This is a genomic window from Streptomyces sp. N50 (assembly GCF_033335955.1).
In the GTDB taxonomy this organism is placed as follows: domain Bacteria; phylum Actinomycetota; class Actinomycetes; order Streptomycetales; family Streptomycetaceae; genus Streptomyces.
In genome coordinates, this window is sequence record NZ_CP137549.1 from 10,043,000 (window position 1) to 10,055,071 (window position 12,072).

The window sequence follows — 12,072 nt, forward strand, 5'->3', positions numbered from 1 at the left end:
CCCCTTCCCACCCCGTCGTACAGGCAAGGAGCATCCGTGGCTTCTCCACCGGCCGGCAGGGCCGGGTTCACCCTGCTGTGGACGAGTCAGACATTCGGTGAGTTCGCCTACAGCATCGCGGTGATCGTATTGCCGCTGCTCGCCCTGACGATTACCGGATCGGCCTCCCAGGCCGGCCTGATCGGCTTCGTGGACGCCGCGGCCCTGGTGCTGGCAGGGCTTCCGGCGGGTGCCATCGCGGACCGGTTCGACCGCAGGACCGTCCTGTTGTGGTGCGAGGCCGCACAGGTGGCCGCGTTCGGCAGCCTGGCGTTGACCCTGTGGGCGGGTGTCGCCACCCTTTCGGCGCTGGTGCTGCTGGCCCTGGTCAACGGCGTGGCGACGGCGGTGGCGATGGCCTCGGGCGAGGCACTGATCCCCTCCCTGGTGCCGGCGGAACGGCTGTCCGACGCCGTCGCGTTGAACTCGGCGCGTACCTTCGCCGGACAGCTCGCCGGCACCTCCGCGGGCGGCTTCCTGCTGGCCTTGAAGAACGCGTTCCCGTTGCTGGTCGGCTGTGCCGCGCACGGGGTCGGGCTGGCGCTCCTGCTGTTCCTCGGCAGGAGAACGGGGAGGGACACCGGGCCGAAGCCCGAGCGCGGCCACGCCGTCGACGAACTGCTCGACGGCGTCCGGTTCATCGCCCGCCACCCCTTCCTGCGCGTGGGCCTGTTCCACGCCACCGTGACCAACCTGTTCTTCGGCACCGTCTACTTCGTGGTGATCGCCTCGGCGAAGGCCTCCGGCATGAACTCCGGGCTGATCGGGGCGATGGCGGGGCTCCTCGGAGTCGGCGGTCTGCTGGGGGCGCTCGCCGCGCCCGTACTCCAGCGGTTGCTCACCGGGGCGCGTCCCGTCTTCGTCGTGCAGTGGCTGTTCGCCACGCTCACGGTTGCGATGGCCGTGCTGCCCGGCGGCTACACCCCGGGCGTCCTGCTCGGCGTCATCGCCTTCGCCGCGCCGACGGCAAGCGCCTACTTCACCACCCAGCAGCTGACCCTCACCCCCGACACGCACCGGGGGCGGGTGGCGGGTGTCGCGAACATCCTCAGCGGGGGCGGCGGCGCGATCGCCCCGCTGATCGGCGGGGTGTCGTACGACCTCGCCGGACGGTTCGTCACCCTGCTGGCCTGCGCCGGCCTCATGGCCGTGGTCGCCCTGTCCGCGCTGGCGAGCCGGGTCCTGCGGCAGGGACCAGGCTCCCGCGGCACCCCGGCGGGTGCACCCCCTGCCCACGAACCCTCACGAAGGACGGCTCCCGATGGACCTGGCAAATCCGGATCTGTACACCACTGAAGAGCGCTTCCAGATGTGGGAGGAATACGCCTCCTCGGAAGCGAAGGTGTGGAGCGAACCGGGCATCTCTCCGAACGGCTTCTGGTCGGTGTTCTCCCACGAGGACTGCGCATCTCTGCTCTCTCCGAAGGCGCCGTTCACCTCCGAGTACGGCATGATGATCGGCTTCGACACGGAGCACGCCGACCAGTCCGGCGGCCGCATGATGGTGGTCAGCGAAGGCGACTGGCACACGACCCTCAAACGGCTCGTCGGTCCGTTCCTGTCCCGACTGCGTGCTCCCGAACTCCAGACCGTCCTCGGCACCGAGACGCGGGACGTCATCGCCCGCATGCGAGCCCAGCCGGTCACCGACGTGGCCGCGGAGGTCGGGCCGCGCATCCCCGCAGCCATCGTGTGTGAGGTCATCGGGGTGCCCCTCGCGGATCGTGAGCGGCTGATCGAGCTCACGAACCACGCCTTCGGCGGTCACGACACCGGCTTCGACAAGATGACACCCGCCGAGGCGCACTCGGAGATCCTCTTCTACTTCTACGAGCTGATCGCCGAACGGGAGAAGAACCCGGGCACCGACCTGGTCAGCGCCCTGCTCGCGGACGGCAGGCTGAGCACCGAGGACGTCCTCATCAACTGCGACAACGTGCTGATCGGCGGCAACGAGACCACCCGGCACGCCATCACCGGTGTCTTCCACATCTGCCAGCGGTTCCCGGGCGTTCTCAGCGGGCTCCGGGACGACCCCGGCCTGCTCGACCAGGCGGTCGAGGAGGTCGTCCGCTGGACATCCCCGGCCATGCACGTGCTGCGCGTAGCCATAGAGGACTGCGAGATCGGCGGCCGGGACTTCGCCAAAGGGGATCCTGTGGTCGCCTGGCTGCCGGCGGCCAACCGCGACGCCCGCAGCTTCACCCAACCGCACCGCTACCAGTACGACCGCCGTCCCAACCGACACCTCGGCTTCGGTAACGGCCCCCATCACTGCCTCGGAGCCGCACTCGCCCGCATCGAACTGCGGGAACTCCTGCGGCAGCTCTCCCAGGAGGCACACACGGTAACCCTGGCGAGCGACCCACGCTGGATGCGGTCCAACCTGGTCCAGGGCTACAGCGGCCTTTCTGTTTCGATCGATTGGCGATGACGACCATGCCTCAGAACTTCCCCCGGCAGTCTCCCTGGCTGGCCCGTCCCCGCCCCAACCCTTCCGCCTCCCGACGCGTCGTCTGTTTCCCACACGCGGGCGGAGGCGCCAGCTTCTACCGCCCTTGGGCCCAACACCTCGATGCCACCCACGAGTTGCTGGCCGTTCAGTACCCGGGGCGCGAGAACCGGTACGCCGAACCGCTGATCCCCACCGTCGGGGAGGTCGCCAGAGCAGCCGCATGCGCTCTTCTCGCCGAACCCGCCCGCGAAACCATTCTGTTCGGCCACAGCATGGGAGCCGCCATCGCCTACGAGACCCTGCGGCTCCTGGAAGCCGACGGCGCCACCCACTTCACCCGGCTGTGCGTGTCGGGCCGTCGTATCACCGACTTTCCCGAAGAAGTCGATGCGGCTCATCGCACCGACGACGAACTCCTCACTGCCATGACCGAACTCGGCGGCACCCAAGTCGAGGTGCTCCGCGAGCCGGATCTACGGGAGATGTTCCTGACCATCATCCGCAACGACTACCGCCTCATCGATACCTATCGCCCGCCGTGCGACGCCGAACCGATACGAGCCGATGTCGTCGCCCTGATCGGTGACGACGACCCCCAGGTCGACCGATGGCAAGTGAAGGAATGGGCATCCGTCACCGCCGGCACCTTTGTGTGGCACGAGTTCCCCGGAGGGCACTTCTATCTTGTGGATCATGCACAGCGAGTCGTCGAACTGATAACCCGGGACCACTGGGCCTGACGGCCCCTCACTTGCTTCGCCAGGTTCTTGGTGACAGAGGACCACAATGACGATTTTCACCCGAGGGTGATCTCTCCGCCGGGAAGCCGGCCGTTCCCATAGCCGTTGAGGAGGAGCAGAAGACGGGGCGGGTGGACAAGCGGGTCCGTGCGGGCATGCAGGGCCTCGTAGGACTACCATCCTGTCCCCCTGGCCCGTAGACGCGAGGCACTGACGTGGGCCACGAGTTCCTGGCTGCTGAAGCGGCCGGCGGGTTGTGCCCTGGGGCCGTTGACTGGTCTCTTGGGGCGAGCGGACTGTTGGCGGAGACCCGTGGAGCCGCCCTCGCGGGCTGTTCCGGGAGCGACATGTGCGCGAGCCGCCTGGTCTCGTCGGTGAGTTCCCGGGCAAGGACCGTCATGGTCAGGCCATCTGCGACGATCAGGCGGGCAGCCACGATCTGCAGTGTCACCGGGGGTGTAGGGGGCGACAATCGGTGCGGCCGCTCTCGATACCGACCCGGCGGTGATCACCGGCTGCAAGGCCCGGCGCCGGCCCCTGGCCCGTGGTGGGAGGTTGTCCAACAAGACACTGGCCGCGGTGCGGGCCCGGGTCGAGCACGGCTTCGCGCATCTGAAGAACTGGCGCGTCCGCGGCAAGGTCCACACGGATCAGAGGTGGGCTACGGTGCTGGTGCGGGCCCTGCTGGTGCTGACGAACCGGGAAGACGCCCGTTAGCGGATGATCTTGTCGGTGGACTACCACCCCGGATCTGCCCGACCCCTCGACGCCTACGCACACCAGGTCATCTGGCAGGCAGTTTTCATGATGCACAAGGCCCATTGAGGCGAGGAAGACCAGGGACTCAGCCAAGGGCCAGCATGTCGACGTTGGGCTTCCACGGCAGCAGTGGCGTAGCGATGGCCACCCGAGGGCTAAGAGGGCGTTTGATCTAGGTGGATTGCCCTTTATCTCCTAGTAGGTTCCTCGCCAGGTGGGTGTCGTCTCGTCCGTTATGCGCTTGGTGAGGTTGTCGATCGAGGCGATGTGGATCATGGCCTCGGGGCTGGCGGGCAGGGTCTCGTAGTCTCGGGCGAGGCGCCGGTGCATTATGATCCAACCAATACTTCGTTCGACAACCCGGCGCCTTTTGACAACGTGAAAGCCGCGAACTCCGGGGTTTCTGTTGACGACTTCGACGTCGATTCCCAGGCGGGCGCCGTGCTCGATAACGGCGTTCTTGAAGCTGGTGTCGCCCCAGCTCTTGGAGATGGTCGGGTAGGTCTTCTTGGCCCGGTCGAGGAGTTGGATTCTGACGGCGTTCTCGGACAGGCTCGCGGCGGTGACGGTCACGGCGAGGATGAGTCCGATCGTGTCGGTGATGATGCCCCGTTTCCGGCCGAAGATCTTCTTGGCTGCGTCGGTTCCCTGGCTGTTCAGGGGCACGTTGGTGGAGGTCTTCACGCTCTGGGTGCCGATCACGGAAGCGGTCGGTTCGGGCGTGCGTCCTTCCTTCGCGCGGGCCAGACCGGTCAGGTCGTAGTTGAGCTGGGTGAGGATTCCCTCGTCGCGCCATGCGGCGTAGTAGGCGTAGACGCTGCCGTGGTTGGGGAAGTCGTGCGGGAGGTATTTCCAGGGGATTCCGGTGCGGTTGATGTAGAGGAGTGCGTTGAATACGTCGCGCAGGTCGACCTTGGCCGGCTGCCCGGTGGGCCTGCGGTCGAGCCGGGCCTTTCTCCAGGCCGTCAATGTCGGCTCGATTAAGGCCCATCGGGCGTCGGACAGGTCGCTGGGGTACGGCTTCCGCTGGCTCACGTCGTAGCGTGATCATGCACGTGGCGGACGACTCCGTTCCGCTACTGCTGGGCGTTTCTGCCTGATCTTCAAACCAGGCGGACTTCACACACGGGAGCCGGAGCAATCGGGCGGTCAAGTTCGCAGATCGATGAGCGCAAGGGTGTACGCATGGGGCAAACATCTCAAACCCGACAGCCGTGAAAGTTACTTACCGTCATAGAGCATCTCTAAATGCCCACTTAGACGGTGTCCTACGTGGTGAGGCGGACGAGGCGTTTGTAGCAGCAGAGGGCCGCGGCCAGTCCGAGAAACGCCAGGTAGTTGCATGGATGACGCTCGTAGCGAGGGCTGAGTCTGTGGTAGCCGGACAGCCACGACATCGTGCGCTCGATCACCCACCTCCGGCGCCCTAATCGCTCGCTGGATTCGATGCCTTTGCGGGCGATGCGTACTCCGATGCGTTTCCATCGGAGCCATCTGCGCAGGTCGGCGCGGTCGTAGGCTTTGTCCGCGTGGAGGCGCTGGGGCTTGAAGTACCGGCCGCGGTGAGGGTCGTGTCTCGTTTGGTGACCCTCGATCATGGGCTTCAGCCCTTCGCTGTCGTGGGTGTTGCCGGCCGAGACGCCGACGAGGAGGGGCAGTCCGTTCGCGTCCGACAGGACGTGCATCTTGGAACCCGGCTTGCCCCGGTCCACGGGGCTCGGACCTGTGTGTTCGCCCCCTTTTTAGCCCTGACGTGGGCGGTGTCGAGGACGACGCGGGTGACGTCGATGAGCCCGGCGTCGTCGAGGCGGTGCAGCACGGCTTCGTGGAGGCGGCCCCAGACGCCGGCTCTCGACCAGATCAGGAACCGGCGGTGGGCGGTCGACTTCGATATCCCGAAGCAGGGTGGCAGAGCGCGCCAGGCGCAGCCGCTGACCAGCACGTAGACGATCGCGGCGAACAGCGTCTCATCAGGTGTGTCGTGTGTTCCCCCGCCCTGCGGACGCACCTTCGACGGTGGGATCAGCGGCTTCGCCATCTCCCACAGCCCGTCCGGAACAATCCAACTCCACGTACCCCGCCCCATGAACAGACCAACGTCCGCCTCACCACGTAGGACACCGCCTTAGAGGTCGTTTCATTCTGCTGTTTCATCCATGGATGCGGCTTTGGTGTACTGATGTCGGGTCTCGCCAGGAGATGGTGTTCTCTGCAGTGAGGCGGCGGGCCATCAGGTCGGTCATGGCGACGTGGATCATGGCTTCGGAGCGGTGCGGGTGGGTTTCGTAGTCACGGGCCAGGCGGCGGTGCAGCATTAGCCAGCCGTAGGTCCGCTCGACGGTCCAGCGTTTCGGGATCGGGGTGAATCCCCTGGTCCCGGGGGCGCGTTGGACGATTTCGAGGTCGATGCCGAGGGTGGCGGCGTGCTCGACGAAGTGCTTGCGGTAGCCGCCGTCGACCCAGACCTTGCGCAGGCCGGGATGGTCGGCGGCGGCCTGTTCCAGGAGGGTGCGTCCGGCTGTGGAGTCCTGGACGCCCGCTGCCGTGACCAGGACTGCCAGCAGCAGGCCGAGGGTGTCGGTGATGATGCTGCGCTTGCGGCCTACGATCTTCTTGCCCGCGTCGATGCCCTGACTTTTCGCGGGGACACTGGTGGAGGTCTTGACGCTCTGCGCGTCGATCACGCCGGCGGACGGGGCGGCACTGCGGCCTTCCTGCTGTCGTACCAACTCCCGCAGCAGACCGTTGAGCTGGGCGAAGACACCGTCCTTCTGCCACTTGGCGAAGTAGCCGTAGACCGACTGCCAGGGCGGGAAGTCGTGCGGGAGGTAGGCCCACTGGCAGCCGGTGCGGTCCACGTACAGGATCGCGTTCATGATCTCGCGCAGGTCATGCCGTGGCGGCCGGCCGAAGTCCAGGGCCCGGCCGCGGCGCTCGAAGCGCCAGGCGGAGAGCACCGGCTCGATCAACTCCCAGCGGGCATCGGACAGGTCACTCGGATACGCACGGCGGTCCGTCATGACCTGGGCATACCGCCACTCGGGGGCGTGCGCCCAGGCGTGCATCCTGCCGCGTCGAAGCACGGGACAGACCCGGGCGCCGTGGAATGAGACAGGCATAAACAGACCTCCACCCCATCCGCCACGCCGCCAGCCTCGTCAGGAAGAACAGCCTCCACAGACTCACCAGCAACACACCGAGAGGCAGGACAAACCAACCCAGAACGCCGCACTCAAGGTGAAAATGACCTCTTAGGCGGTGTCCTACGTGGTGAGGCGGACGTTGGTCTGTTCATGGGGCGGGGTACGTGGAGTTGGATTGTTCCGGACGGGCTGTGGGAGATGGCGAAGCCGCTGATCCCACCGTCGAAGGTGCGTCCGCAGGGCGGGGGAACACACGACACACCTGATGAGACGCTGTTCGCCGCGATCGTCTACGTGCTGGTCAGCGGCTGCGCCTGGCGCGCTCTGCCACCCTGCTTCGGGATATCGAAGTCGACCGCCCACCGCCGGTTCCTGATCTGGTCGAGAGCCGGCGTCTGGGGCCGCCTCCACGAAGCCGTGCTGCACCGCCTCGACGACGCCGGGCTCATCGACGTCACCCGCGTCGTCCTCGACACCGCCCACGTCAGGGCTAAAAAGGGGGCGAACACACAGGTCCGAGCCCCGTGGACCGGGGCAAGCCGGGTTCCAAGATGCACGTCCTGTCGGACGCGAACGGACTGCCCCTCCTCGTCGGCGTCTCGGCCGGCAACACCCACGACAGCGAAGGGCTGAAGCCCATGATCGAGGGTCACCAAACGAGACACGACCCTCACCGCGGCCGGTACTTCAAGCCCCAGCGCCTCCACGCGGACAAAGCCTACGACCGCGCCGACCTGCGCAGATGGCTCCGATGGAAACGCATCGGAGTACGCATCGCCCGCAAAGGCATCGAATCCAGCGAGCGATTAGGGCGCCGGAGGTGGGTGATCGAGCGCACGATGTCGTGGCTGTCCGGCTACCACAGACTCAGCCCTCGCTACGAGCGTCATCCATGCAACTACCTGGCGTTTCTCGGACTGGCCGCGGCCCTCTGCTGCTACAAACGCCTCGTCCGCCTCACCACGTAGGACACCGTCTAAGTACTACGTGACCTGGCGGACGACGCGGCCGGCTCTGGTTGGGCAGCGGCCGCGACAGTCCCGGACCTCGTCCCCCGACCGGTCCGCCACGAGGCGCACCCACGCGCACTACAGCGACAAGGACGCACCGTACCTGCCCCGCGTCCGGGGAAGGGCGCGGGGCATGTGTACGGCTGCCAGCGCCACGGACCAGGGCAACGGTCCCCCGAGTGCCCCAGCCCGCCGACATCAGCTCCTTCCCCGACTCGCCGCATCAGAGACGAAGATGGTCACAGCCGATCACCACGATCCCTGTCCACCAGGGCTGTCGGGCCGCCGGCCGACGACTGCCCGTCTTGTGCGGGCTTGGGGGGCATGGCCGCCGGCGCACGTATTCCGGCTGCTGGAGAGGGCTGGAGCTGCTTATCCGCCTTGATCGCAACGATCGGGCGTATGGTCCGCGTGCGGCTCCATCGTGCGCAACTGTGTGAACGGCACGGCCGAAGCGAGTGCGAGAGCGAGAGCGATCACGCCCACAAGCAGGAGGGCGAGCCAGGCACCGGACCTGTCGATGATGATCCCCGCTGCCGCGGACCCCAATGAAGCGCCGAGGTTCAAAGACGTATTGATCCAGGTCGAGGCTTCCGTCTGGCTGGTCTCCGGGACAATGGCGTCCGCAATGAGGTACCCAGTGACGAGGGACGGAGTGAGGAAGAGGCCGACGAGAGCGATGCCCGCGGCGAAGAGACCGAGAGTGTCCAGCTGGGACACGATCACTGAGGCAAGCCCCATGCCGATGCACAAGACGAACAGCCTCTTGGCTGCTCCAGTCTTGAGGTTCAGCTGTCCATAGAGGAAACCTCCCAGAGCACTTCCGCCGGAGAAGGCTGCCAGCAGCCAGCCCGAGGCCGAGACCGCATCATGTTGCGCAGCGACGGCCGGTGCTGCGATTTCCGCGACTCCCAGTACGCAGCCGACGCCCAGCAGGACGGTCAATACCCTGACGAAGCCCGGCTGTCGCAGCGGGCGATCACCTCGCACGCCGCTCCCTCCTGTTCCGCGCAGTGTCCGCGACGAGGCGCTGGACGTCATGGCTGTGGTGCCGAGGAAGACCGCTGCCGCGGTCACCCAGAGTCCGATGCCGGGAGAGGTGGCCACGATGACCGCGGTGATAATGACGGGACCAGCGACATAGAGAAGGTCCTCGCAGATCGCGTCGATGCTGAACGCCTTCGTTCGCTGGTCGCCGGCCGTCGTGAGGGAGGCCCAGACCATGCGCATCGCCGCTCCCAAAGGCGGCGATGTCAGGCCGACTACCGCGCTGAGAACGAGGAACCAGATGGCCGCGACTCCGTCGCTTGCCGTGATGAGCGCGAGAGCGATCAACGTTGCTGCCTGGCTTGCAGCCATCGTGGTGAGCGCCGGCCGCTGTCCGAATCGATCGACGGCCCGGGCACGCCAGGGAGCGGCGACGACGTTGGCTATCCCGAACGCCGCTGTTGCGAAACCGGCCTGTGCGTAGGAGCCCGTACTGTCCTGGACGGCGAGTAGGAGAGCAAGACCGCCCATCGCGAGCGCGGACCGGCCAATCAGGGCCGGAAGGAAGGCGCGAAGTGCGCCGGGAAGGAGAAGCACTGCGAGCACGAAGCAGCTCCGATGATGTGCGACCGACGCTGAGCGTACGGGCGCCAAGAATCTGACGGTTTTTGAGATCCGGAGGGTGTAACAGACCACACCCTCGACGGATCAGAACCTGGACGGGAGGGATCCAGGACCGTCAGATGAACATCACGATGAACACGCAGAAAGGCTAGCAGGCTGTTTCCTCCGGTGCAGCGGCCGTCGCCATCATCGACGTGGCCCTCCAAGCCCCGGCCTGTGACGGGCACCATCAGCCTTGTCCCCGAAGCGGGGCTGATGGACCGCAACCGCCGTCCCAGTGGAGTGTGGATCGGGTGTCGTCGACGGAGAGGCGGCGGCGGTGGGTGTGCCCGCGGTCGGGTCGATCGGGCCTGTCGGTGAGGTCACGGTGTGTTCCTCATTGCTGACCGGGATGTCGTTCGTCCATAGGCGGAAGCAATTTGCTGTCTGGATCAGTGGGGCCTTGCAGGCGGCCGTGGCGGTCGCCGGTCACGGTCATGGTGACGCCGGTGGGCAGGTGGCGCAGGCGCCACCCGTCGGTGTAGGAGCCTCCACCCGAAGCGCGGGCAGCCCGTGGCGGGCCGCGCTTGCGGCTGGCCTCCCGGGAGGGATCCCTGGTTGGCACGGGTGCCTTAGTAGCTGTTGTCTTTCCGGGCTTGGGGGCTGTGTTTCCGCTGGTGGGGCATAGGGTCGACGATTCCGTGGGAGTGGTGGGCTGTCGTGTCGTCGCTCCAGTGGAGGTTGCGGATGCCGTCGGTCGTGGGACTGCTGGAACAGCACGAACTCTCCGCTCGGCGCCGGGTCGAGGAGTTGCGGGAGGAAGCCGACCGCATCCAGGCCGAGTTGAGCGTGGCCGAGCAGGAATGGAAGGAATGGGCCATCGCCCGCTCACGGGTCGGCGCGGTGCTCGTTCCGGAGAACGGCAACGCCGATGCGAAGGCCGCTCGGGATCTGCGGGATGCGGCGAAGCCGAAATCGCAGGTTCCAGTGTGGCGTGAGGGACTGGCCTGGACGGTGCTGTCGGTCGACTACCAGCGCATCCTGCAGACTCTCGCAGACCGGCATCGCCTGCATCAAGGGCCGCTGACCTGCCAGGAGATGGCCGCGGTGTTCGGCATGGACGTGGTGCCGGCCAAGGTGGAGGCGCTGCGGTCGAAGGCGAAACGCCTGGTGGCCCGCGGCTGGCTCACCGAGTCCGCGCCCGGCCGGTTCATGCTTCCCGATCCCGTCGCCTCGCGGTCAGGCGACGGCTCATGAGGAGCGTCATCGACCAGTAGACCATCGCCTCGGCGCTGGTGGTGCGGCGCTCGAAGTCGCGCACCGGGCGGCGACTTTGCATCAGGTGGGCGAAGAACCGCTCGACGATCCACCGCTTGGGCAGCACCACGAACCCCTTCTGGCCGTCGCTGCGCCTGACGATCGAAACGACCGGCGCCAGTGCGGCCAGGCAGTGCTCGACGAGGCTGCCGGTGTAGTCGGCGTCGGCCCAGACCAGGGCGAGACGGTGGTGTGCGTCGGCCACTTGTCGCAGCAGGCCCCGGGCGGCGGCGCGATCACCGGTGTCCGCGGCGGTGACCACCACGCCCAGCAGCAGACCGAGCGTGTCCACCACGACGTGCCGCTTGCGGCCGTTGACCAGTTTGCCGCCGTCGAAGCCACGGCTGTCGGAGCCGACGACGGCGTCCGCTTTGACGGACTGCGAGTCGATCACTCCGGCCGTCGGCTCCGCGTCCCGCCCCGACTCCTGGCGGACGATTGCCCGGAGGCGGTCGTGGAACTCCTTGACCAGGGCGCGGTCGCGCCAGCGGCGGAAGAACGCGTAGACCCGGTCCCACGGCGGGAAATCGGCCGGCATCGCCCGCCACTTGATGCCGTTGTCGATCAGGTAGCGGATCGCGTCCAGCATCGCCCGGTGGCAATACGCCTCCGGCTGCCCGCCCCGGCCCCGCAGCCAGGCCGGCACCGGCAGCAGCGGCCGGATGGCGGCCCACTCCGCGTCGGTCATGTCCGAGGGATACCGTCGAACATGTTCCGGGTGATCGGCCGCATTCCCGAACCGGTGAGCGACACAATCACACGCCGGTGCAGCCGAGTTGAACTCTACCGGCGCGAGCGCATACAACTGCGGCAACAGGGTCTCCTGGATCTCGGTTGGCTTCGCAACCCCGAGCTACCAGGAGGCCCTGTACTCATGCCCGTAGCCAGCTTCGATCACCCGATCGAGACTCCCGTTCGACGCACACACCTCAAGATCGGAACGACAACAGCTACTTAAGCCGCACGCCCGGTGCGGCTCGGGCACGGTCATCTCCTCGCTGGGCTGGGTCGTCGAGGGA

At 66.9% G+C, this 12,072-nt stretch carries 11 protein-coding genes; 6 read left to right on the forward strand and 5 right to left on the reverse strand.

The features are described 5' to 3' along the window. Nucleotides 1-36 precede the first annotated feature (36 nt). The 4 genes from R2B38_RS44530 to R2B38_RS44545 all read left to right on the forward strand — a co-directional run bounded on the left by R2B38_RS44530 (nucleotide 37) and on the right by R2B38_RS44545 (nucleotide 3,951). Nucleotides 37-1,335: an MFS transporter gene (locus R2B38_RS44530; RefSeq protein WP_318021528.1), complete on the forward strand. Its 1,299-nt coding sequence runs from the start codon at nucleotides 37-39 to the stop codon at nucleotides 1,333-1,335. Beyond that, entirely contained in the window at nucleotides 1,301-2,473 is a 1,173-nt protein-coding gene (locus tag R2B38_RS44535) for a cytochrome P450 (protein WP_318021529.1), read from the forward strand. Before R2B38_RS44530 ends, R2B38_RS44535 begins: the two co-directional genes overlap by 35 nt. Before the next feature lie 38 nt (nucleotides 2,474-2,511). Further along, complete coding sequence (locus R2B38_RS44540) at nucleotides 2,512-3,234, forward strand: thioesterase II family protein (RefSeq protein ID WP_411978613.1); 723 nt, start codon at nucleotides 2,512-2,514, stop codon at nucleotides 3,232-3,234. 555 nt (nucleotides 3,235-3,789) lie between these two features. Continuing rightward, nucleotides 3,790-3,951 (forward strand): hypothetical protein, encoded by a 162-nt coding sequence (locus R2B38_RS44545; protein ID WP_318021530.1) that lies wholly within the window; start codon nucleotides 3,790-3,792, stop codon nucleotides 3,949-3,951. 237 nt (nucleotides 3,952-4,188) lie between these two features. On the opposite strand, the gene R2B38_RS44550 is transcribed toward R2B38_RS44545, so the two are convergent. The 3 genes from R2B38_RS44550 to R2B38_RS44560 form a co-directional block, all read right to left on the reverse strand. Continuing rightward, nucleotides 4,189-5,028 (reverse strand): IS5 family transposase, encoded by an 840-nt coding sequence (locus R2B38_RS44550; RefSeq protein ID WP_318021531.1) that lies wholly within the window; start codon nucleotides 5,026-5,028, stop codon nucleotides 4,189-4,191. Nucleotides 5,029-5,261: 233 nt separating this feature from the next. After that, nucleotides 5,262-6,079, reverse strand: a protein-coding gene (locus R2B38_RS44555; protein WP_318021505.1) for an IS5 family transposase whose coding sequence is annotated in 2 segments (ribosomal slippage) — nucleotides 5,262-5,737 and nucleotides 5,737-6,079 — 819 coding nt in all. Because the reading frame shifts where the segments join, the coding sequence is not laid out codon by codon here. Between the two features lie 64 nt (nucleotides 6,080-6,143). Further along, nucleotides 6,144-7,013, reverse strand: a complete 870-nt coding sequence (locus tag R2B38_RS44560) for an IS5 family transposase (protein ID WP_318021532.1) — start codon at nucleotides 7,011-7,013, stop codon at nucleotides 6,144-6,146. Between the two features lie 273 nt (nucleotides 7,014-7,286). Here R2B38_RS44560 and R2B38_RS44565 point away from each other — a divergent pair. Next, nucleotides 7,287-8,104, forward strand: a protein-coding gene (locus R2B38_RS44565) for an IS5 family transposase (protein WP_318021505.1) whose coding sequence is annotated in 2 segments (ribosomal slippage) — nucleotides 7,287-7,629 and nucleotides 7,629-8,104 — 819 coding nt in all. Because the reading frame shifts where the segments join, the coding sequence is not laid out codon by codon here. A gap of 414 nt (nucleotides 8,105-8,518) precedes the next feature. Here the strand turns inward: R2B38_RS44565 and R2B38_RS44570 are convergent. Next, a complete protein-coding gene (locus R2B38_RS44570; RefSeq protein ID WP_318021533.1) occupies nucleotides 8,519-9,739 on the reverse strand; it encodes an MFS transporter in 1,221 nt (406 codons plus the stop codon). A 744-nt stretch (nucleotides 9,740-10,483) separates the two neighbouring features. On the opposite strand from R2B38_RS44570, the gene R2B38_RS44575 reads away from it, so the two are divergent. Beyond that, nucleotides 10,484-10,993 carry a hypothetical protein gene (locus R2B38_RS44575; protein ID WP_318021534.1) on the forward strand — a complete coding sequence of 170 codons (510 nt, stop codon included), beginning with the start codon at nucleotides 10,484-10,486 and terminating at the stop codon, nucleotides 10,991-10,993. Here R2B38_RS44575 and R2B38_RS44580 read toward each other — a convergent pair. Then, nucleotides 10,947-11,741 (reverse strand): IS5 family transposase, encoded by a 795-nt coding sequence (locus R2B38_RS44580; RefSeq protein ID WP_318021535.1) that lies wholly within the window; start codon nucleotides 11,739-11,741, stop codon nucleotides 10,947-10,949. The two genes, R2B38_RS44575 and R2B38_RS44580, sit on opposite strands and share 47 nt — an antisense overlap. Between the last annotated feature and the right edge of the window lie 331 nt (nucleotides 11,742-12,072).